This window comes from Mucilaginibacter paludis DSM 18603, from assembly GCF_000166195.2.
Lineage (GTDB): Bacteria > Bacteroidota > Bacteroidia > Sphingobacteriales > Sphingobacteriaceae > Mucilaginibacter > Mucilaginibacter paludis.
In genome coordinates this window covers 4110407-4131018 of the sequence record NZ_CM001403.1, presented here as the reverse complement: position 1 = coordinate 4131018, position 20612 = coordinate 4110407, and the positions used below count along the sequence as shown (strand labels likewise).

At 39.0% G+C, this 20612-nt stretch carries 21 protein-coding genes and 1 tRNA gene; 10 read left to right on the top strand and 12 right to left on the bottom strand.

Going from position 1 to position 20612, the window contains the following annotated elements:
* The first annotated feature begins 38 nt into the window (after window positions 1-38).
* Window positions 39-1874: an alkaline phosphatase gene (locus MUCPA_RS17545; protein ID WP_040627613.1), complete on the top strand. Its 1836-nt coding sequence runs from the start codon at window positions 39-41 to the stop codon at window positions 1872-1874.
* A 303-nt stretch (window positions 1875-2177) separates the two neighbouring features.
* Here the strand turns inward: MUCPA_RS17545 and MUCPA_RS17540 are convergent, their stop codons facing one another.
* The 4 genes from MUCPA_RS17540 to MUCPA_RS17525 form a co-directional block, all read right to left on the bottom strand.
* Window positions 2178-2936 carry an SDR family NAD(P)-dependent oxidoreductase gene (locus MUCPA_RS17540; RefSeq protein WP_008508199.1) on the bottom strand — a complete coding sequence of 253 codons (759 nt, stop codon included), beginning with the start codon at window positions 2934-2936 and terminating at the stop codon, window positions 2178-2180.
* A 438-nt stretch (window positions 2937-3374) separates the two neighbouring features.
* Window positions 3375-3962, bottom strand: a complete 588-nt coding sequence (locus tag MUCPA_RS17535; RefSeq protein ID WP_008508197.1) for a Crp/Fnr family transcriptional regulator — start codon at window positions 3960-3962, stop codon at window positions 3375-3377.
* A 237-nt stretch (window positions 3963-4199) separates the two neighbouring features.
* Window positions 4200-4823, bottom strand: coding sequence for an NADPH-dependent F420 reductase (locus MUCPA_RS17530; protein WP_008508196.1), 624 nt, complete (start codon window positions 4821-4823; stop codon window positions 4200-4202).
* Between the two features lie 58 nt (window positions 4824-4881).
* The gene (locus MUCPA_RS17525; protein WP_008508194.1) at window positions 4882-5634 is read right to left on the bottom strand and encodes an SDR family NAD(P)-dependent oxidoreductase; all 753 of its coding nucleotides are present in this window, start codon (window positions 5632-5634) and stop codon (window positions 4882-4884) included.
* A gap of 105 nt (window positions 5635-5739) precedes the next feature.
* Here MUCPA_RS17525 and MUCPA_RS17520 point away from each other — a divergent pair, with 105 nt between their 5' ends.
* The 5 genes from MUCPA_RS17520 (at window position 5740) to MUCPA_RS17500 (ending at window position 9338) form a co-directional block, all read left to right on the top strand.
* A complete protein-coding gene (locus tag MUCPA_RS17520; RefSeq protein WP_008508192.1) occupies window positions 5740-6096 on the top strand; it encodes a winged helix-turn-helix transcriptional regulator in 357 nt (118 codons plus the stop codon).
* Between the two features lie 881 nt (window positions 6097-6977).
* Window positions 6978-7745, top strand: coding sequence for a glycoside hydrolase family 11 protein (locus MUCPA_RS17515; protein ID WP_008508190.1), 768 nt, complete (start codon window positions 6978-6980; stop codon window positions 7743-7745).
* A 127-nt stretch (window positions 7746-7872) separates the two neighbouring features.
* Window positions 7873-8397, top strand: a complete 525-nt coding sequence (locus tag MUCPA_RS17510; protein WP_008508189.1) for a hypothetical protein — start codon at window positions 7873-7875, stop codon at window positions 8395-8397.
* Window positions 8398-8614: 217 nt separating this feature from the next.
* Window positions 8615-9049: a BatD family protein gene (locus tag MUCPA_RS17505; RefSeq protein WP_008508187.1), complete on the top strand. Its 435-nt coding sequence runs from the start codon at window positions 8615-8617 to the stop codon at window positions 9047-9049.
* Between the two features lie 34 nt (window positions 9050-9083).
* Window positions 9084-9338: a hypothetical protein gene (locus MUCPA_RS17500; protein WP_008508185.1), complete on the top strand. Its 255-nt coding sequence runs from the start codon at window positions 9084-9086 to the stop codon at window positions 9336-9338.
* Between the two features lie 167 nt (window positions 9339-9505).
* On the opposite strand, the gene MUCPA_RS17495 is transcribed toward MUCPA_RS17500, so the two are convergent.
* The 3 genes from MUCPA_RS17495 to MUCPA_RS17485 form a co-directional block, all read right to left on the bottom strand.
* Window positions 9506-10246: a fibrobacter succinogenes major paralogous domain-containing protein gene (locus tag MUCPA_RS17495; protein ID WP_008508184.1), complete on the bottom strand. Its 741-nt coding sequence runs from the start codon at window positions 10244-10246 to the stop codon at window positions 9506-9508.
* On the bottom strand, window positions 10191-10769 hold the full coding sequence (locus MUCPA_RS17490) for a hypothetical protein (protein WP_008508183.1): 579 nt from the start codon (window positions 10767-10769) through the stop codon (window positions 10191-10193). The genes MUCPA_RS17495 and MUCPA_RS17490 overlap by 56 nt, the downstream gene beginning before the upstream one ends.
* An 86-nt stretch (window positions 10770-10855) precedes the next feature.
* Window positions 10856-11977: a hypothetical protein gene (locus MUCPA_RS17485; protein ID WP_008508182.1), complete on the bottom strand. Its 1122-nt coding sequence runs from the start codon at window positions 11975-11977 to the stop codon at window positions 10856-10858.
* Between the two features lie 397 nt (window positions 11978-12374).
* On the opposite strand from MUCPA_RS17485, the gene MUCPA_RS17480 reads away from it, so the two are divergent.
* The gene (locus MUCPA_RS17480) at window positions 12375-12956 is read left to right on the top strand and encodes a DUF6438 domain-containing protein (protein ID WP_008508181.1); all 582 of its coding nucleotides are present in this window, start codon (window positions 12375-12377) and stop codon (window positions 12954-12956) included.
* A 314-nt stretch (window positions 12957-13270) separates the two neighbouring features.
* Here MUCPA_RS17480 and MUCPA_RS17475 read toward each other — a convergent pair whose 3' ends face one another.
* On the bottom strand, window positions 13271-13783 hold the full coding sequence (locus MUCPA_RS17475; protein WP_008508180.1) for a nucleotidyltransferase: 513 nt from the start codon (window positions 13781-13783) through the stop codon (window positions 13271-13273).
* 764 nt (window positions 13784-14547) lie between these two features.
* Here MUCPA_RS17475 and MUCPA_RS17465 point away from each other — a divergent pair.
* Both MUCPA_RS17465 and MUCPA_RS17460 read left to right on the top strand, forming a co-directional pair.
* The gene (locus tag MUCPA_RS17465; RefSeq protein WP_008508178.1) at window positions 14548-15216 is read left to right on the top strand and encodes a leucine-rich repeat domain-containing protein; all 669 of its coding nucleotides are present in this window, start codon (window positions 14548-14550) and stop codon (window positions 15214-15216) included.
* Window positions 15217-15442: 226 nt separating this feature from the next.
* A complete protein-coding gene (locus MUCPA_RS17460; RefSeq protein ID WP_157543935.1) occupies window positions 15443-16093 on the top strand; it encodes a hypothetical protein in 651 nt (216 codons plus the stop codon).
* Between the two features lie 126 nt (window positions 16094-16219).
* On the opposite strand, the gene MUCPA_RS17455 is transcribed toward MUCPA_RS17460, so the two are convergent.
* Window positions 16220-16675, bottom strand: a complete 456-nt coding sequence (locus tag MUCPA_RS17455; protein WP_008508175.1) for a hypothetical protein — start codon at window positions 16673-16675, stop codon at window positions 16220-16222.
* 247 nt (window positions 16676-16922) lie between these two features.
* On the opposite strand from MUCPA_RS17455, the gene MUCPA_RS17450 reads away from it, so the two are divergent.
* A complete protein-coding gene (locus MUCPA_RS17450) occupies window positions 16923-18101 on the top strand; it encodes a DUF4369 domain-containing protein (protein WP_008508174.1) in 1179 nt (392 codons plus the stop codon).
* Window positions 18102-18361: 260 nt separating this feature from the next.
* On the opposite strand, the gene MUCPA_RS17445 is transcribed toward MUCPA_RS17450, so the two are convergent.
* The 3 genes from MUCPA_RS17445 to MUCPA_RS17435 all read right to left on the bottom strand — a co-directional run bounded on the left by MUCPA_RS17445 (window position 18362) and on the right by MUCPA_RS17435 (window position 20581).
* Complete coding sequence (locus MUCPA_RS17445) at window positions 18362-19276, bottom strand: helix-turn-helix domain-containing protein (protein ID WP_008508172.1); 915 nt, start codon at window positions 19274-19276, stop codon at window positions 18362-18364.
* Window positions 19277-19282: 6 nt separating this feature from the next.
* Complete coding sequence (locus tag MUCPA_RS17440; RefSeq protein WP_008508170.1) at window positions 19283-20245, bottom strand: NADP-dependent oxidoreductase; 963 nt, start codon at window positions 20243-20245, stop codon at window positions 19283-19285.
* 264 nt (window positions 20246-20509) lie between these two features.
* Window positions 20510-20581: transfer RNA gene (locus MUCPA_RS17435), tRNA-Arg, on the bottom strand.
* Window positions 20582-20612 lie beyond the last annotated feature (31 nt).

Sequence of the window (20612 nt, the reverse complement as noted above, 5' to 3'; positions counted from 1 at the left end):
TAAACCGGGCAATGCCCGGTTTTTTACATGAAGATAAAATGAAAAACACCACTTTAACTATCGGGCTCACAGCATTACTGCTGAACGCTACAACGGCTGCCATCGCACAAATCAAAACATATACCGTGGCCGACGCACACTCGCATAACGACTATAAAAACAATATTCCCTTTTATCGCGCTTACGAAAAAGGTTTTGGATCGATAGAAGCGGATGTTTATGCCGTAAATGGCCAGCTGATGGTAGCGCACAATAAATCAGAGATTAGTGCCAGCCGATCATTAAAAACTTTGTACATCGATCCTTTAATTGAAAAATTTAACCGGGATGGGCAAAGAAACTTGAGGTTGTTAATTGAAATAAAGGAAGATTATAAAGCCGTATTGCCCCTGATAATTAAAGAACTTAAACCGCTCGAAAAATATTTTTCGTATCCGGGCCATCCGGGCAGGCTATCCATCGTGATGACCGGTGCCGTGCCGCCCGCCGCCCAACTCAACAACTATCCCGACTGGATTTTATTTGACGTTGACCATTTAAATGGATTTACCGCCGCGCAATGGAAAAAGGTAGGCCTGGTGAGTTTTCCTTTCGGCAAATATGTGCGTTGGAATGGTAAGGGTGTGTTAAACGCCGAAGAGATAGGCAAAGTAAAAGGAGCCATAGACAGTGTACATCATACCGGCAAATTAGTACGTTTTTGGGAAACGCCTGATACTAAAAGCAGTTGGCTGGCCATAATGCGCCTGGGAGTTGACATTATTGGTACAGATAAAATTGAAGAGCTTGGAGATTTTTTGAATAAAAAGGAAAAATCAGAATATACCGAACTGCAACCTTATAGTATCTACCATCCCACCTATAAATCTGACGGGGAAGTAAAGAAAGTTAAAAACATTATTTTATGTATAGGCGATGGCATGGGTTTATCGCAACTGTATGCCACCTACAGCGCCAACAGAGGGCAACTCAATATTTTCCAGATGCTGAACGCCGGTTTTTCTGTTACCTATTCGGCTGATGCCTACATCACAGACTCTGCCGCCGGGGCTACCGCCTTTGCCTCCGGACAAAAAACAAACGACAGGGCCATAGGTGTTGATGCCGCCGGTAAACCTTTACGGTCGCTGGCCGACTACAGTGCCGATGCCGGAAAAAAAATTGCCGATATTGTGCTTTGTGAATTAACAGATGCCACGCCCGCTGCCTTTTATGCACATGAGGCTGAACGGAGCCACGCAACCGCCATCGCCAACCAAATCGTATCATCGCCGGTTGATCTGTTTTTAGGATCGGGCTATAACGATTTTACGCAGCAGCTAAATGGCCAAACGCCTGTCGATCAAATGAAACAACGCGGGTATACCATTATCCGTAATTTTGACGAGTTTTTAAATACCCCTTCAACAAAGGTACTGGCATTAATGGATGATAGCGTAACCAGGCCCAAAATGCAGGGCCGCGGAAACTATCTGCCGCTTGCATTTAAAAAAGTAACTCAAACTTTTAAAGATGCGCCAAAGGGTTTTTTTATGATGATAGAAGGGTCGCAGATTGATCATGGTGGGCATGCCAATAACCTGAAACAGGTTATTACCGAAAATACCGATTTTGACCGCATGGTTGGCGATGCCCTGCGCTTTGCCGATGAGGATGGTGAAACATTAGTTATTGTTACTGCCGACCATGAAACCGGCGGCTTAACCTTACTTGACGGCAATATTGGCAAAGGTTATGTATGGGGAGATTTTAGCACAAACGACCACACAGGAACGCCCGTACCGGTATTTGCCTATGGCCCTCACTCGCTTGATTTTAGGGGCGTTTTTAACAATACCGAAATTTTTAATAAAATAAGGGCCCTGATAAAATAAAGATTGGTTACCGGTAATAAAAAAGAGATTGCTTTCTGATAGCCGATACGGCTATTTTGCAGCATCATTCTTAACAATTTTCACGTCAAAAAACACTATCGTCAAGCCCTAATGGGATTGGCGATAAATAAAAAAGCCTCCAGATCTTCATCTGGAGGCTTTTTTATTTTCTTCTCATGCTTAGCTGGTCTCAAAGGTTCCGATTTCTAATAATTTGATAGAGGAATTACAACTATTAATTGACCAGGCATCACAATAAAAGGTTGATTTCAAAAATGGCGACGAGAGGTATTTCAAACTGTTTTAAAAACCATACATACCACCCGAAACTGAAATTTGCTCACCTGTAATCCACGCGGCATCATCAGAAGCCAAAAATACCACAGCTTTTGCAATATCCTGCGGCTGACCTCTGCGGCCAAGCGGTGTATTGGCAATAAACATTTTTTCATACTCACTGCCAACAGTAACACCCGCACTGGCTGCACCTTCTGTTTCGGTAGCGCCGGGCAAAATAGAATTGATACGAATATTTTTTGCACCCAGTTCTTTCGATAAAGCAATGGTGAAGGCATCTAATGCCGCTTTAGTTGCAGAGTACAACGAGGCTCCCGGAAGAGGGTATTTGCTTGCACCCGAACTGATATTGATAATATTGCCACCTTGATCACCAAATAATTTTAAAGCTGCCTGGATAGTCAATACAGGCCCCAAAACATTGACGTTGAAACTCTGATGAAAAGCCGCTACCGATATCTGTTCTACAGGTGCGTATCCCTGAGCAACCGCGTTGTTGACCAAAATATTTAACCCTCCGAAAGCTTTCTGGGTTTCTTCAAACAGTCTGGTTACATCGGCTTCTTTCGATACATCCGCCTGAACCGCAATAGCTATGCCTCCATTCTCGGTTATCTCCTTAACCACTTGATCAGCGGCTTCTTTGCTCGAGGCATAATTCACAACTACCTTGGCACCTTCTGCCGCAAAGTGTTTGGCTATAGATGCGCCTATTCCTTTTGCTGCACCGGTAACTACCGCTACTTTGTTTTTCAGTTTACTCATGAGTTCTATTTATTAATTTATTGTTGATATTCATTGAATCGTTCGAACTTCAAATTCTTCGTGATTTTCCGTTCTGAATTATATCCAAAGATGCTGTGCTTTAACCAACTGCGTGTTGACATGAATCACTAAATACGCTTGACGTAGGTCAATTCAAGGTGATGACCTATATCAAGCCAATCCAATAAGTAATTGTAAATTAGAAACTTACAACAAAGAAAAAAGACCAGAATATCAGAAAGCCAGTCCGGTCACAACGTCAGATATTGCATAGGCAAGCACTTTTTTGCATTCAGCAAGATATACTGATGAGGGCTTCTGCAGCGGTAATAGAAAGCCGGCCGCTTTGTGGAAAAGCTGTATTAAAGCGTGTTTTTGCGGGGGCTTATTATGGGATGTTCCCATTCGGGTTACCGAATTTCATCCTTGCATAAAGATCTATTTAAAAGAGTTTTTTCTTATCCTGCTCAAAGTTTCGGGGGATAAACCCAGATAAGAAGCAATCATGTTTTGCGGGAACCGCTGTAGAAAATGCGGATAATTGCTGATCAAATCCTCGTAACGCTCTTCAGCCGTATAGCTTATAGCGGCCTGCATTCTTTTTTGGTTTGCAATGGTGTAATTTTGACTGATTACGTTCGCCATCGCCGAAAAGGCAGGTATATGCTTAAGATGCTCCTCAATTTGAGCATTGGTTGATTGCAGAACCTCCAGATTCTCGAGCGCTTCAATATTAAAGCGACTTGGCGTTAACAGGTAAAAACTTTCAAAATCGGCCAGCCACCAGTTTTCCAAAGATAATTTCAGGATATGTTCGTGCCCTTTTTCATCTACGGTAAACGTCCTGGCAGATCCTTTTACAATAAACCCGATATATTTGCATACGTCTCCTTCCTGTAAAAAGTATTGCCGTTTTCGAAGTTTTTTGGGTTTGAAATGCTGCATCAACAAATGCTTATCATCTTCTGAAAGCAGTTTGCCTGATATTTCTTGAATGTAATGGAAAAGCGCTTCAAAACTGGGCATTGTTCAAGTATATAATAACTCGCAATTTACTCAAGCTGCCGGATAAAAAATAAAAAAACATCGTAAATCACTCCATATGCTTGACGGCATAGATAACAATCTACTTTTGGCAAAGTTAATTGAAGCATAAAAATCCCTGCTTCATGAAGAAACAGGGATTAACAGACGCTTATAATCGAAAGTGTTTTTGCTTTGTCTAAAAGTCAGGATCGCATTGCAATTTGCCATGCCAATTCATCAGTCGAATTTGACCATATCCTGAAAGATGAGTTTACCCCAGGTATTTCCGTGCGCCTGCACAAGTAGGCCACCTTCAGAAAGCCCGCCAAGTTTAACTGGCGCGAAACCGAGAGTTTCGGCAAGCGCGCCAATCTCCGCGGCCGCAGCGGTGTCGTCGCTCGTCAGGAACACAACTCTCCTGCCACCATGTACGGCCGGATCCTGATCAAGAATGGCGGCAACTAAATGGTTGAAGCCTTTAACCAATTTACCATCAGTAAAAGCCTGCGCCACGAACCTGGCAGAAGGCTGTCCTCCCATTTTCTCAGAGGGTACGCCGTAGGCATTGGTCACGTCAACAATGGTTTTTCCCTGCCAGCTGGGCAACGCCTTCGCAACATCCGCGTGCGATTCGAAACGCACCGCCAAAAAGATGACATCCGCCTTGACAGCCTCCGCCAGTGTTGTGGGAATGATCTCCGGGCCTATCGCAGCCGCGGCAGATGCAAAGCTTTCCGGTTGGCGCGTGGTTGCAACGGATACTTTGATGCCTTTGCGGGCAAACGCCTTGGCCAGAGCCTTGCCGATACTACCGAAGCCGATAATTGCGTAGCTCGCTACTTTATTTTCTGATTTACTCATTTTTATTTTTTTTATTACTTAACGGTACGTGTATCAACTTGCGCCGCTGTAGGGTTAATTATTTAGACAAATAGGTCATACCGCCATCAACGAGGATTTCGGCGCCAAGCATAAACGAAGAATCATCAGAAGCCAGGAACACCGCTGTTTTACCGATGTCAGAAGGTTGGCCAATTCTGCCTATCGGCATTTGATCTGCGAAGTGCTTTTTTACGGCGTCAATTTGTTCCGCGGGAACAAACTTGTCAAATGCAGGTGTATCTGTTGTACCCGGTGTTATCACATTTGCCCTGATCTTTCTATCTAAAAGGTCGCTTGAAAATCCTTTGGCCAAATAGATCACGGCTGCTTTTGCAGCACCATACAGCGTAAAATTAGGATATGCCCGGTGCGCAGCATTTGACCCGATCAAAATAATAGAGCCACCGTCATTGATATGGGGCAATGCTTTTTGAACAGTGAAGTAAACACTTTTCAGGTTCAGATCAATTGCCTTGTCAAAGTCGGCTTCGTCAAAAGTTGCCACAGTTCCTACCGTTCCGGCACCCGCATTGGCTACAACCACGTCTATTTTGCCAAATTTTTCAGTTGTTGCTGCAAACACCCTTTCAAGGTCGGCAAGGTTGGTTACATCAGCATTGATGCCTATAAAACTACCACCAAGTTGAGCCACAGCACGATCTAAAGTTTCCTGGTTTCTGCCCACAATAGCTCCTTTAGCACCTTCATTTTTAAATTCGTGAGCAATGCCCAAACCGATACCGCTATTACCACCTGTAATAACTACTACTTTATTTTCTAATTTACTCATGAGTCCTTTTTTTTAAAGATTTAGCGACAAAGGTAGACCATTAAGTTATTTTTAGTAACTTTGTACTGATAAATAACAGTAACATCGGTGTAACCAAGTAACATAATGAGGTGTAAAGTAACAGAGTTCCAACAGGAACAAAAGAAAAGGATGAGGTCTGTTCAGGACGCTATGGACGCGTTGAACGGGAAATGGAAAATCGCTATTATTTCGTCGATTTGCTGTTACGGCAAAAGAAGATTTTCTGATATTCTGAATGATGTTGAAGGGGTTTCCAACAGAATGTTGAGCAAAGAATTAAAGGAATTGGAAATAAACCAGTTGGTAAAACGAACCGTTTTAGATACGCAACCCATAACGGTTCAATATGAATTGACGGAACATGGCAATACCCTACAAACCATCATCAGCGAACTTTCAGGCTGGGGAATTGTACACCGGGAGAAAATTGTCGGGAAATAATGTTCGTTCTTTTGGGCTGTCGTTCTGCCGTTGCTGCCAATAACTTTGTACAAGCCGTTTAATAGCCCAATAAAAAATATCCAACCATAAGATTGAACGAAGCAACCAGATTAATACATCAGATTAACAAGGATTTACATCAAAACACAAACGGAGTTGTCTCAAAGGCTCCTATTCCCAATAATTTCATGGAAGATTTGCAGTTATTAATTGGCCTGACGACATAATAAAGCCGATTTAACTATGGTGACGGGAAGTGCTTCAAAACCAAACCTCAGCACCCCTTTAGTTACATATCCAAACTTAAGATCCTAACTTTAGATAGATGAAGTTTGAAGTCCACGTAGCCGAACACATTACCGGTGACGCACATTGATTTTTTAGATATTGGCAAGTCCGGTTAGTGGGCGCTTATTCTACAAAACTTGAACATTTTAATGGCGGAATTAAATGATGTGCCGGGTTTGGGAAATTTACTGTGATTAATTCTCCCGAATAATTTTGTTCATTCCATTGCTTTTAAATAGTTTCCCACACTTGGCATACGGTGGTTCCTTTTGTAGTGCTTCGACCTCTTCCATTCATTGCTGAAGACATATATTTCAGGAAACTGACTAACTCAAAAAGGCAGATGTATGAACGCTCATCGTGAATCTCCTGGAAAGAAGGCTGGCATTATCAACATCATAATCACCCAAATTGATACGAACCTCTTAATTGGCGAAGAAGGACTACTTTGCTGTGTTTTATCCAACTCTTGTAACACCCTAACAGACTGTAAATAAGTAACAAATGAACATTTATTGTACAAATTTTGCGATTACTGGCCGTGTTCCAGTTCTAAATATGTTTTTTTTGCTTTCCTAAACCAATATACTCTTATGAGAAAACAAAATTCACTAACAAGTGTAACCAGGAAGGTTACTTTTGTTGCGGCCGCAACCATGTTGCTTGCAAGCTCTACATTGTTAACAAGCTGTAAAAAAAACACCAAGACCGAGCCTGAGCCAGAGGTAGTTGCTCCTTTGCTTCCTTCCGTCAAAGCTAGAGCCCTGTCCTACCAATCGGGTACAAATAACGGCTTCTTTTGGTCGCTTTGGAAGAGCGACGGCGCTACAGGTACAGTCAATTACGCAAATGGTAGTGCTGGAAATTATAGCGTGAACTGGAACGGGTTTAATGGCAATTTTACTTGTGGTAAAGGTTATACTGCAGGTTCAACAACCTATAAAATCGGATATAACCTAAGTACTTATTCAAATTCCGGAGGTGGTACTTTTGGCTGGTACGGATGGAGCAGAAGCCCTTATTATGAGTATTACGTAAATGAAACCTGGGGTGCGGTTTCACCTCATACGGGTACTTTCCTGGGGACATTTAATAGCGATGGTGCAGCTTATAACGTGTGGACCCGTTTGATGACAGGTAAAAATATCGATGGCGGCGACGGTTTCAGGCAGATTTATAGCTCCAGGGTTACAAAAACTTCTACCGGACAAAACCACGTCATTACTTTTGCCAATCACTACAACCAATGGAAAAGTTACGGATACACGCTTGGTCAGCTAAATATTGCTGCGATTATGGTTTCAGAAACATGGGGCACTAATACCAATGGCAATATTAACTGTACCATTTGGGCACAGTAAACATTTGTTTAAACCTTATCACAACCCACGTACTGCCAGGCAATAAGCCTGGCAGTATTTACTTCAGGTACTTCCGATTACTTACCTGGGCTAAAATGCTTTTAATATTATCTAACAATTAGTTACCATGAGATCCATACTTTGTTTTCTTGCTTTTTTCATTTTTGCCCTTTCTGCATGCCATTCACCCAATGCTACAAACATAGATGGAAATAAAAAATTGCTAATCGGAAAATGGCATAGATTTTCCATGTCAAATGGATATACTGAATTCAATATTGATTCGCAATATGTAGTATTCTATAATCAGAAGGTGGGGCGGTTCAAGCTTCCTTATAAAATAGAAAATGACTCCTTAAAATACCTTACCAAACTATATGCAGCTAAAATTACGAACTACGGAGACTCAGTAGTTTTGGATGGCAACGATAGTACTCAAGCCGTTTTGCACAGGTTTAAAGAACCACATATTCCTTTTAAAACAATTCCTGAACAAAAAGATTCGTTATCATTTGCATCATATATCGGAGATTTCGAGAAAAGATTGGTCAGCGAGTTTGAGAAAGCCGGAATCAAGATTTCTGATGGTACTGAAAAGCCTGAGGGGCCAGCATACGAAGAGCTGTTAAAAAGAAGATCGATAAGTAAATGATATTTAACGGTACTGAATAGCTTTGTTTTGGGCGGTATTGGGCGTGTACCTGTTTCATTGTTTCCGGATTTGCAATACACGGTGTATTTGGATGATGATATAACTACCATTAATAGCAGCCATTGCCTAAAACATGTTTGATTATTAAGGCCCAAATGATAAAGAAAATAACCTTTTGTTTCTATATTGCATTTAGATAACCAATTTGTACAATACAATGAAACCTGGGTTTATTCTCGTTGCCTTATTTTATTCAATAAGTGGCTATTCGCAAGCTCTAAGACTTAACATATCTCTTCCACAACCCCGACTGGGGCAAAGCTTTTATTTATCCTTTACTTCCGATACGCTGAGTAAGCAAATATTTAATCTTGCGCCTCGCAAATTCAAAGTGAAATCGTATACCGCTTTCACCGGCCAAGAAACATGCTTCAGTGCGCAATTAGAGGCGTTAAAAATTGGACAAAATGAAATTGGACCTTTAATCTTTAATTTTAACGGTAATACTTATAAAACTAACATCATCAAATTTACGGTAGCCGATTCTTTACCGAATACTAATCAGGGTATTTGGATAAGAAAAGTTCCTGTTAATGACACAAGTATTTATATACTGATTGATCAACGCATACCAACGCATACCAACGCATAACCATATCGCAAAAAATGGTAGTAACACGATCACCATGTCTGCCGAAAACAATGACGATGAAAAAGAGGTAACGTTAAAATCTGAAGATTTAGAAAACTTCAAAATTGAAGACTGGGGTTCGTCAAGTGAAACAACTCCCGATTTTACTGGCAAAGGATCAAGCTATGCTTCGTTTTATAAATGTTATAAGATTACTGTAAAACTAAAAGGCAAACCCATTATCCTTGAAAAACAGGCATTTGATAACCTTCCCGATTATTACAGGTTTCAAACCATAACCATTAATTAACTTCTATTATTCATTTTATTGTTTTTGATTTTCCGATGGCTGTAATATCGAATGGTTATTGCTATCAAGAATAGGATGCCTCCAGATTTCATGGATGAATCTAATAGGGATATCAGGCTATAAAACCCGAATGCCTTTGTGGTTGATTGGCCGATTTCTTATACACTTTAGTCCTTAATACATCTTACCGAAAAACCATACTGCCGGTAATATAGTTCCCGGTCTACATCCGCAAACCCGTAGAATAAACGTGAACTCCAGTTGTAAAGCTCAAAAGTGAAATTCCCGGTCCAGAAATAAGTATTACTTTTTAAGCTGTGGAAAGAACCATCTCTATGCCGGTATCCTGCCGGAAGCGCATTAAAACCTGAAGCGCCAACTGTCTCCATAATTGCAGGAAGCCAGTGTTTATTCCCAGGTTCTTTAAGAAAAGCCGCAGCCAGCGTGTCCGATCCGATGGTGTTTTTTAATAAGGTATCGAGCTCCATTTTGGTTGGGATATGCCAACCTTTGGGGGCCAATCCCCGGCTGTCATTTACCGCATACCAATTATAAAGAGGCCCGTATGTTTTACCTTTTTCTTTGTCGTTATCATAAAAACAAAATGCCGGGGCAGTTGATCGTTCCCATGCCTTGTTATTGCTGATCTGGCTTATTGGATTACCATTGCTGAAGTGGGTTGTTCTGAGATTTTCAGCCATCCATATCTGGTTGCCAATTTTAACGGTATGGTAAATATTGCCGTCAATATCCTTTAAGGTGCCCGGAACATTACAGGTAGCTAAGAAGCCTGACATAATGATCAGCAGTTTCACAAAATTATTACCACGTGCGGCCGATTGCCTTAACTGATTAGTGATGTGTACCTTTTTCAGACATCGTAAAAACTTTAAACGTTTGGTCTTCATAATAATATATTCGATCATGTAGTTCATAATGGTTAACCATTATTGCATTATTTTTCAGATACAAGGTTTTTGCCTCGGGATGAACAGCATCAATTTGAGCTGGTGGTTGAATGCTCAATCCGTATGACAGCCCATTTTCTTCCGCTTTCAAACTCAAGTCGGGTACCAGCCAATGTTTAAATGACGAGCCGCTTCCGAGCATGATCACCAATACCATTTTTTTGCCGTTGCTGATGATGGTTGCGTAGTCTGCTACTCCATCATTATTAAAATCAGAGCTAACCAAATAAGGTATGTCGTTTTTATTATAAAAAGACCACCACAGGGCTGCGAAATCGCGCTTACCGATCAAATGGTATCCGGGAAATTTATTTTGCAGGTATTGAACAACCATGATTGGCTTTGCGTTGTAATAAACACGGGGCGGCTTCCACTTTTCGGATTTACTGCCGATTGGTTTACAGGCCTCCAATAAAAGCATTAATAAAAATAACCCTAAAAACTTTTGTTGTTGCCAACTCATATTTTATTCCACATTTAAAAAGGGACGATACACCCATTAAAGGCGCATCGTCTCGCAGCTACCAAATATTTTAAGTTGATTTGTGATTACCAGGTGCCGTAGGTGGCGGTATAGGTATTGCCATTAACCTTAGTAATGCAGTTAACCGCATTTTGATGTTGTACATTGGGGTGTCCACCTGTTACTGTACCACCGTTAACATAGGTATTTGTAGCATCCTGTAGAAATATCCCCTGTATAGCCGTGTTGGCAATATCTACTGTACCTACGGTGCATCCATTACTTCCGGTTACGCTGAAAAAACCGCGGCCGCTTCCGCGCGAGTATACCTTGGTACATGTTACGTTGGGGCCGTTGCTATTGGCACAGCGAAAAGTAGCGTAGCCGGTTACCGAACCCGTTGTGCTGTTGTTTGTGCCGGTAACTGTGCCAACAGAACCATTCTTGGATTGATTTAATAATACACCGCATGCGGCATTGTTGCTCGAAGTTACGTTGCCAATACTGAAACCATCTACGCCATAGGTTTCGATGGAATTATCGCCACCGGTAATGTTGATGTTACCGCTAATCGTCAGGTTTGAAGTTGCAGCAGTGCTATTGTCAACACGGATCCCCAAGCCCAGGTCAGTAGCGGGTATGGTAATATTCATTGTAATATTGCTGATATTCATTACCGTACATCCTTTAAACCAAATACCGTAGCGCGGGTTCCCGGTAACATTCAAATTCTTAACCTCAATATTGGTTTTGCGGTCGGCTAATACCGGCACAATCAGCGCATCCCCGCTGTTGCAGTTAAAGGTTACGTTGCTAAAATCGATACCGGTATAGCTTGGCAAGTTTACGTATTTGAGTGAACCACCCGAACTGCCCGAAGAGCCAGAATTTTTAACCGTTACCCATTCCTTTGTAGTGCGGCCAGCGGTCAGATTGTTAGCCGCTGCCTGTATAGCAGCAATGTAATCAGAACCGGTGTATTTGGTTACCCCGTTTACTTTAGCCGTAAACGTGCCCCCGCTGCCTGTTACTTCGCCCGATGAAACTGTGGTAGCCGCCAGGGAAGTGGTCACATTTAATCCATCTGAATTAATGGCCGCAGTTGAAGACACTGCTACATTTTGATTTTTTTGACAGGAAAAAATTGCAGTAAAAGATAACAGCACAATGGCTACAAAATAACCCTGTGGTAATTTAATTTTTTTCATGATTGAAATTTATAAAGTTTGGTTTGATAACTGGTTTGGCAAGTGTAACAATCCAATTAAAGAAAAGCATCCTGCACCTACCTGATTGATACATTGGCTTTTACAAAGAACACCTTATACCAAACTCATGCAATCTTCAAAACTAAATTCAGTTCTTCTTTTAGAGAGCTGCAATCATTTACTTCATGAGAATATGTTGGGATCGTTAAAAATTATCTGAGCTTTTATATGTAATAGCATCAATAAAATAAACCGGTTGAAGTTAACAGGAGAGGCCCTGATGAAGCTTGGGTGTTACATTCTAAATAAAATATCGCTATGCATAACTCAGACTCTTTTATGGCTGATTTGTATTGTGCGGCGGATTTGTCCTACCTTAGTATTAACCTTAAATCACATGAAACAATATCTGACACTTTTACTCTTAATAGCTTTTTTATCATCTTGTGATAAACACTGGCAAAGACAAAACGAAATCACTAAAATTGAAATAGCTACTGGTGGGTGCTTTGGACCTTGCCAATCAACTATTGTAAGTATAGATAGTTCCCTTGACTATAAATATTTCGGTGGGGATACCTATTTCACTTTACCTCCTGATGCCGAAAACAATGGAAAACTTAAAGGATATTATTCTACAAGGATTAGTGCTGAATTTTGGGATACATTAAATATCAAGTTAGAAAGTATAAATTATAAAAAACTTGATACTTTATATCAACATTCAGTTGACGACCAAAGCTTGGAAGTATTTATTCATTACAATAATAAAATAAAGCATATTAAAGCGCAATCTGCAAGTTTACCAGATAGCGTTGCGCATGTGTTTTACTACTTAAGTAACAGCTATAAATTTATAAAACCCAAATCAACTAAGGATATTTTCCGCTTTGAGTCCGAAAGCCAAAGGCCTCGCCCAATGCCCAATGTGCATAACTTTAAATTCCCTCCCCCATCAAAAAAGTCGTTGAAAAATTAACTACAAAAAAAGTCTCCGGATTTCCATCTGAAGGCTTTTCAATAATCTTTCCCATGTTGTTCCCATGGATGTAAATGTGGTCCTTAGGGCTACAAAACTCGAACTCTTTTATGGTTGATTTGCACAATGCAGCGGGTTTGGAGGATAATTAATACGTTTGGAAGAATAGCTTTACTGTAAGTAGGATACATTCGGTAGCGAGGGACTTTCGTTATATTTTGACCATCAAAAACATATTTAATTTAGGATCATTTGATATCAAAAAGAATAAGTCTATTGGCATATTTTTCTATTGGCTACTAAAACTATTTAATTTAGTTTTGCCCAGTTTCGTTTGAATTTCTGATTTTTAATTGTTCGATATCATTAATATCTTTTGATCTGCCGTTTTCCTGTTTTTCATTTAACAAATCTTCGTAACTTATGTACCAAATTTCGATGCCGTTTAGATTCACAATCTCTTTTTTTCTGAAGGCACTCCCAAACTTCTTTAAACTTAATAGCTCTGGCAGAAAGTCAAACGAAAAATCATCTGTTTCAAATTGGAAGTAAGATTTTTTCGGGTTTGGAGATTTCTCTTTTTTAAAACCATTGGCGTCAAAACCTAATTCTGCCAACGCATTAAGAAGAAGGAAGTAATTTTTATACGTTGGATTATACCAAATATCAAGATCGTGTTTATCATTTGGCGTTCCGTCAATATTCATCGTAATTCGGAAATAGCCATGTAACGCTACTGCAGTTCCGCCGACAATTAAATATTCAATGCCGTAATTTTTGAGTACTTCGCAAACCCTAACAAGGTCAGCAATCAATTTATTTTCCATGGCCGAGCACCTACCTATCTTATATGAATTTGCTTTACTAAGTGCTTTCTTAATGATTCAAAAAAAGATTCTAATTTTTTGACCTTTTCCAAATCAATAATATTTGATTTACGATTAGACTTTGCAGCCAGTTTCAAGCTATTAAAATCAGTATAACGTTTTAACTCCGCCATAACATTCCTTATTTTCAGTATAATGCTAAAGAAAATGATTGTTAAATTTTCTATACTCAAATATATAAACATTTAGTAGGGAACTAAAGTTTTTGGTCATAGGATACCTTAGTTGAAACCATTAGGCCGATGATAACAAACTTTTGCCTTTAAATAAGATTAAAAAAGTTCAAATAAAAAACACTTGTTGGCCCTTTAAAGATAAAGCAAAGACTTCAATTTTTACTGTTTCCGCAAGGCTTAAGATTTAACAAGTTATTGAACCCAAATATCAAAGGATTTTTTTGCCTTAATCAGCACAATATCAGACAGTTTTAACATATTAAAACAAAAACAAACTACTGTAACCCCGCTATCCGAAGTTTCCAAACTTCGAATAACTATGCTCGTAGTCTCAGACTACAGTAAACAAAAAATCCCTCAAAAATCAACCTGAAGGCTTTTGTTGTGGTGCAGGCTTTAATTATAACACACCATTTTTTTACAAAAAAACGGCTGGCAGGTTTAGACCCAAATTAAAAATGGTTCAATTATGTTTTATACCACTTAAATCTGACATCGAATTACAACTAAAAGCGGTACATTTAAACCATGGATTGGCGATATAACACGATTTGGTTTGAGCAACTTAAAGATGGTAATTACCTTAATCAAGACTTTAAGAAAAGGTCGAAAATAGACGATAATTTTATAAATGTTGAGTATGTTATTCTTTGGCATTTAAAACATAAGGAAAGTTCATTTGACAATCTACCCAGTTCCAATAAGCTATCCTATTTAGAACTCAACTGGGCAAATCTAAAAGACCTTCAAGGCGTTGATAAGTTTAGAAATCTAAAAAGACTTGAATTACACTACTGCACCAAACTTGAAAACGATTTAGGATTATCTCAATTAAGTGGGAGTCTTCAATATTTACATATCAACCAATCAAAGAAGTTTACTTTTACTGATGAGTTGCTAAGTTTAAAAGAGCTAAAGGTTCTTTGTTTAAACGCTTGCGGATCAATCGCTGATCTATCATTCTTAAAACACTTCCCCAATTTGATAGATTTTAGATTCGTTGATACAAATGTCATTGATGGAAATTTAGCACCGATAATAGAACACCCTACTATAAGAACTGTTGGCTTTCTAAATAAACGACATTATAATTTAAAAGACGACCAAGTCGACAGGGAGTTAGCCGCAAAGGCTGATAATGAATATCGTCATTTTGCATATAAAGGCCAATATTACACAGAAAGATATGATTATTGATACATATCCTGGTATTTAAAGCCGTTTTAATTTCAAAAAAAAAGCCATCAGAAATCAGTCTGAAGGCTTGTTAAAACTTCTTTAATATTTTCACACAATCATAACACAGTGTAATTTCCCCGTGGTCTTTAGACTACAAAACTCGAACTCTTTTATGGCTGATTTGCATTGTGCGGCGGGCTTGGAGGATAAATATTGATTATATTCGATCTCATAAGAAATGGTAATGCTTACAAAGACATATTCAGCAATTGATCTTCTTGATAAAGTCTTAGAGTTCATCGAAATGACTCCAAACTCAAACGAATGGAATTTACAATCCCTTAAGTCAAATCTTCCGAGGCAAATTAGATTCCGCCAAATTGAAGCTCTATTAAATGCTTTTTTTGCTAAAAACGCCAGCGCGAGCCTTCTAAACAAAGCAACATCAATATTTTCAAACCAAAGAAAAATATCTATCAACTTCCTCTTAAGTGGAAAGTTCTTAAATGATCGAGCAATAGATGACTATGCAAATCTTTTAGATCTTATTAAAAGTTTTGTCGCGAAAGAAAGTGGCAATGTCGATCAATCAAAACAAATTAGAGTAGAACAGTTAACTTTTATCTTTCCCAAACTAATTGATTTTAAAAGACAGATCCGAAACCTGTTGACATTCAATTCAGGATGGTTAGAAGCAAGTTCTACAACTTCAGTATTTTCAATTTTTCTCACAAATTCCATCTCAAATAACCTGATAGGAAAATATGATGAGTTGGATAAAGTGCTCGAATTATTTATCAATCCCAAAAGCTTGATATTTACTGAAGAAGAGTTAATTGCGAAGTTTAACTTTCCAACGGAGGATTTGAGTAGCGTTGACGCCGACTTTATGTAAAAATCCCCATGCTTGGCATAAGTCGGTCATTTTGTGGCCCCTATACTACACAAACCGAACTCATTTAATGATTGATTTGCATTGTGCGGCAGGTTTGGGCATAATTTATCTTCATTTTGAATGTATTTACTCCAATACGTTGAATATTGCATAAGGCATCGGTGTTCCATAAAGTTCCATCTTTAGCTCGGGGAAATAATATCCCATTCCCCTATTCCAAGTGTACTTTGGATAGACTTTAATAATATCTTTTTCATAGTTCACTTTTAGATCTATAATTTCAAGTTTCATATATCTGCCTCCGGTAAAAGCTTTTTCCATGCTATGCTTTTTACGGACCATGAAAATGGTATTCAAGCACATCATAATATTAATGTGATCGCTGTCTGCGATTGCCGCCAATTTCTTCGTTTTAAGAAGTTCGGCGGCTCTATCAACCCGGTGATTAAACTCGATTAAACTAATTGTTTTGGATGAATCTCTATTAAAACTCTTATCTGCATCTTGCCCAAAGGATTTGCTAAACTGCAAAAAGCCTGTCCATATCAAATACAATACAACATATTTTCTAATCGAATGCATTAGGAGCTTTATTTAAAATATCATAACTAACTAATTGGCTAAATAGAATTTGTCAACGTTAAACATAGTAAAAGCATTATATTAAAGGCCGCTATATAGAATTCGGAAGGCTTTGATGTACGGACCGTTTGGAGAATAATTTTCTATTTTTGAATGAGTGTTTGTCAGGTTTTAAATGATAAAACATTCTATCTAATTTAAGCAAGCATCACAAAATATTATTAATTTAGGTAATAAACCTCAAGTCATGAAACGCAATATATACTTGTTGTTGCTTTTACCTCTGTTTACTTATATTGCTTTAGCGCAAGAAAAGAAAACATCGAATTTTGTCTTGAAAGGAACATATATCGGCAAGCACGCACACGCAATATTTTTAACTTACAAGGAAAGTAGCGGCAAAAAAACACAACGTAAGGTTTATCTAAAAAATGGTATTTTCTCATTCAAGGGATTTATCAGTAGCCCTGTTTATGCGGGAGTTACCAGTGATATAAAAATAACTCCAAACGGCCCAGATGTATCAAATTATGTTGATATATTCTTAAGTCCTGGCAATATGACTATATCACTAACGGAAAACGATTTTGAGCATGCGGTATTATCAGGTTCGCCTGTGCAGGATGAATGGATGAAAATGCAAACATTGTATAAACCGATTAATAAAATAAGGGATTCATTGTATAGAGTAACATTTGCGATTTCCAGCGCTGGCAATACGCCTAAAAATCATATTGCAGTCGTGGCCGTAGGAGCAAAAATCGATAAATGCAATCTGCAAATTGATCAGGTAGATTACCGCTATATCAGTTCTCATCCACAGTCCTATCTAAGTGCCTATTTACTAAATAATTTTGCAGAAGGAGATATGCGGCTGGATTCGATAGAAATGTTCTACAACAAGTTTTCTCAGCCGGTAAAAAAAAGCGTAGATGGTGAAGAGATTAATAAAGTAATAGCAAACCGCAAAGCTTCAATAGTTGGACGTGTTGTTAGAATGCCATTAGGAACTAACATAGACGGTAGCAGGTTTAATCCACAGACCTTTAAAATAAATAATTATGTATTATTTTACTTTTGGGCAGGTTGGGCGAATGATAACGCTGATTTAAAGCCAGTTTATAACAAATATAAATCCCGGGGTTTAAAGATTCTTGCTGTTTCGACAGAGCCATTTAAGAAAATTTGGCGAGACTCGGTAAAAAAGGAAAAAATTGAGGCGTGGTATAATATATTTTCGGCCCCAGTTGCTAACCTTGACACATTTTATAGCATACGCCAAATGGCCCCTTCCCTGGTTTTACTTATAGACAAAAACCATAAAATTATAGGACGCTATCGAGGCCGCAACAAGTTTTATAAAATGGATTATAGTGAAGAACCCATAAGAGAACTGGATAAAAAATTGGCGAAATTGATCTATTGATAATAAGTTCAGACTAATTTCTATTGGCTGTGGCTTTAATAAAAAAGCCTCCAGATTTACATCTAAAGGCTTTTCAATTTTATTCCCATACTTGGCATAAGATGGGTCATTTAGTGGTCCTTAGACTACAAAACTCGAACTCTTTTATAGAGGATTTGCACAATGCGGTGGGGCTGGAAAAGAATTTGGGCTACTATTAGTCTAGACAAACCGAAAAATCAAACCTTGCTGGTGCTAACTGCCGATACATCAATTTAAGATCAGTTAAACGACTGTCGATAGGCTAAAGGTGATAAATTGGTTTTGCTTTTAAATAATTTAGTAAACGATTGCGGATGTTCAAAACCTAATGCATAGGCAATTTCGGAAATAGAAAAATCTGTTACAGATAATTTTTCTTTGGCTTTTTCAATCAGTTTATCATGTATGAGCTGTTGCGTATTTTGTCCTGTTAATACTTTAAGCAAACCTCGCAAATAGTTTGGTGATACATTTAGTGCGTCTGTAATATACTGAACAGTAGGCACACCTTTTATTACCAACTCATTGCTGCTAAAATAATCATCCAATAATGTTTCCAGTTTTTCCAATAGCTGATGATTGGTTTTTTCCCTTGTAATAAACTGGCGGTGATAAAAACGGTCTGCATAAGTCAGTAAGCTTTCTATCTGTGCAATGATAATCTGTTTACTGAAGCGGTCAATATTCGCATGATACTCCTGCTGTATATTTTTAAAGATATGAATGAGCGTGGCTTCTTCTTTTACTGAAAGAAATAACGACTCATGGACCGAATAGTCCCAGAAATCATATTTCCTGATTGATTTAGCTAATGGCGTATTCCATAAAAAATCAGAGTGAATGAGCAGCAGCCACCCCGATTGTGTGGTTTCTTGTTTTGTGTCAACAGAAAGGCTTAGTAACTGATTGGGTGCCACGAAAGATAAAATCCCTTCGTTGAAGTCAAACGGCTGCTGCCCGTACCTGAAATTAATGTGGTTTGAGAAGGAAACTCTTTTCATACCTATAGCATAAAAATCGTAACACCAGTTCATGGATTCTTTATTCACCGTTTGCTTCACCAGATCGATTTCAGTCACACTGATCAGGGGATGTTCCGGCGCAGGTAGGTGCCGGAACTGGTGAAACTCACTAATAGTTTTGATCCGCTTCATTTTATGTTAATTCTCTTTTCTAATTTCCAATACAATCTTACCCCGGACGTGTTTTGTTTCCAATTCGGTATGTGACTCAGCTACTTTTTCCATTGGGTAAACTTTGCTAACAATAATGCTTACCTTGCCTTCTTCAATTAGTTTTGCAATATCGGTAAGTGACAGTGCAACATCAAGTTCCCGCCTAATCATTTTTGCTTCACCGTGTTTTTTTGCAAGTATATTAAGAAACTCTTCGCTGAAAGGATACGGGAGCTGAACAGAAACAAACCTGCCGCCATCTTTTAATGCAACTGCCATAATTATTCTAGCATCTTCATTAAATACTGGCGAGGCGTCAAAAACAACGTCAATATCGCGCAGCAAGCTTGCAAAGTTTTCGTCCTTATAATCAATCACTTCATCTGCGCCCAGTTGTTTTAAAAAACCAAAATTGCGTTGGGAGGCTGTACCAATCACATATGCCCCTTTTGCTTTAGCAAATTGCACTGCAAGGTTGCCTATTCCGCCGCCGGCTCCATTGATCAACACTCTTTGACCCGCGCCCACTTTACCAAGATCCATTCCGTTCCAGGCCATTAATGCGCAGGATGGAATAGAACCGGCTTCATTAAAGCTTACGTTGTTTGGCATTATAGCAAACTGGGTGGCTTTGGCAGCAATAAACTCTGCATAGGTACCACCCAAAAAATTAGGAATACCGTAAACCTTATCGCCTTTCTTAAAGCCTTTTACATCGCTTCCCATTGCTTCTATTTCGCCAGCTCCATCCAGGCCAAGCCCCAGTGGCAGTTTCAGGAACGGTTTCAAAATCTCGTTGCCACCCTGCCGGACAACATAATCTGCCGGATTAACCCCGCTGGCGTACATTTTTATCAATATTTCATCGGCCTGAGGCACAGGGTGTTCTACCTCTTCCAATTTCATCACTTCCGTATCGCCAAATTCATGAATTTTTATTGCTTTCATTTTGTCTGATTTTTTTGATAGTACAAAGGTCAGCGTAATTTCAAAAACGAATTAAGCCAAAACGCCTTTTGTCTTAGTCTAAAATAAAATCAGGTTATGTAAAATTTGCGCGTTCTATATTCTTCGGTAAAAGGGCTTTAAGGCTAAAGCTGATATTTGGGGGACATCATCCTATTAACATACGGCAACAAAAAGCCTCCAGATTTTCATCTAAAGGCTCTTAAATAATCTTTCCCATCCCGTTCCCATGGATGGGTTTAATAGTGGTCCCGACGAGAATCGAACTCATATCTAGAGTTTAGGAAACTCCTATTCTATCCGTTGAACTACGGGACCTTGGATTTGGAAGTGCAAATGTGCGAATTAT

What these genes read in the sequence shown, in the direction of transcription:
- MUCPA_RS17545 (WP_040627613.1), top strand. Translation starts at nt 39, where the DNA reads ATGAAAAACACCACTTTAACTATCGGGCTCACAGCATTACTGCTGAAC.
- MUCPA_RS17540 (WP_008508199.1), bottom strand. Translation starts at nt 2,936, where the DNA reads ATGAGTAAACTGAAAAACAAAGTAGCGGTAGTTACCGGTGCAGCAAAA.
- MUCPA_RS17535 (WP_008508197.1), bottom strand. Translation starts at nt 3,962, where the DNA reads ATGCCCAGTTTTGAAGCGCTTTTCCATTACATTCAAGAAATATCAGGC.
- MUCPA_RS17530 (WP_008508196.1), bottom strand. Translation starts at nt 4,823, where the DNA reads ATGAGTAAATCAGAAAATAAAGTAGCGAGCTACGCAATTATCGGCTTC.
- MUCPA_RS17525 (WP_008508194.1), bottom strand. Translation starts at nt 5,634, where the DNA reads ATGAGTAAATTAGAAAATAAAGTAGTAGTTATTACAGGTGGTAATAGC.
- MUCPA_RS17520 (WP_008508192.1), top strand. Translation starts at nt 5,740, where the DNA reads ATGAGGTGTAAAGTAACAGAGTTCCAACAGGAACAAAAGAAAAGGATG.
- MUCPA_RS17515 (WP_008508190.1), top strand. Translation starts at nt 6,978, where the DNA reads ATGAGAAAACAAAATTCACTAACAAGTGTAACCAGGAAGGTTACTTTT.
- MUCPA_RS17510 (WP_008508189.1), top strand. Translation starts at nt 7,873, where the DNA reads ATGAGATCCATACTTTGTTTTCTTGCTTTTTTCATTTTTGCCCTTTCT.
- MUCPA_RS17505 (WP_008508187.1), top strand. Translation starts at nt 8,615, where the DNA reads ATGAAACCTGGGTTTATTCTCGTTGCCTTATTTTATTCAATAAGTGGC.
- MUCPA_RS17500 (WP_008508185.1), top strand. Translation starts at nt 9,084, where the DNA reads ATGTCTGCCGAAAACAATGACGATGAAAAAGAGGTAACGTTAAAATCT.
- MUCPA_RS17495 (WP_008508184.1), bottom strand. Translation starts at nt 10,246, where the DNA reads ATGAAGACCAAACGTTTAAAGTTTTTACGATGTCTGAAAAAGGTACAC.
- MUCPA_RS17490 (WP_008508183.1), bottom strand. Translation starts at nt 10,769, where the DNA reads ATGAGTTGGCAACAACAAAAGTTTTTAGGGTTATTTTTATTAATGCTT.
- MUCPA_RS17485 (WP_008508182.1), bottom strand. Translation starts at nt 11,977, where the DNA reads ATGAAAAAAATTAAATTACCACAGGGTTATTTTGTAGCCATTGTGCTG.
- MUCPA_RS17480 (WP_008508181.1), top strand. Translation starts at nt 12,375, where the DNA reads ATGAAACAATATCTGACACTTTTACTCTTAATAGCTTTTTTATCATCT.
- MUCPA_RS17475 (WP_008508180.1), bottom strand. Translation starts at nt 13,783, where the DNA reads ATGGAAAATAAATTGATTGCTGACCTTGTTAGGGTTTGCGAAGTACTC.
- MUCPA_RS17465 (WP_008508178.1), top strand. Translation starts at nt 14,548, where the DNA reads ATGGATTGGCGATATAACACGATTTGGTTTGAGCAACTTAAAGATGGT.
- MUCPA_RS17460 (WP_157543935.1), top strand. Translation starts at nt 15,443, where the DNA reads ATGCTTACAAAGACATATTCAGCAATTGATCTTCTTGATAAAGTCTTA.
- MUCPA_RS17455 (WP_008508175.1), bottom strand. Translation starts at nt 16,675, where the DNA reads ATGCATTCGATTAGAAAATATGTTGTATTGTATTTGATATGGACAGGC.
- MUCPA_RS17450 (WP_008508174.1), top strand. Translation starts at nt 16,923, where the DNA reads ATGAAACGCAATATATACTTGTTGTTGCTTTTACCTCTGTTTACTTAT.
- MUCPA_RS17445 (WP_008508172.1), bottom strand. Translation starts at nt 19,276, where the DNA reads ATGAAGCGGATCAAAACTATTAGTGAGTTTCACCAGTTCCGGCACCTA.
- MUCPA_RS17440 (WP_008508170.1), bottom strand. Translation starts at nt 20,245, where the DNA reads ATGAAAGCAATAAAAATTCATGAATTTGGCGATACGGAAGTGATGAAA.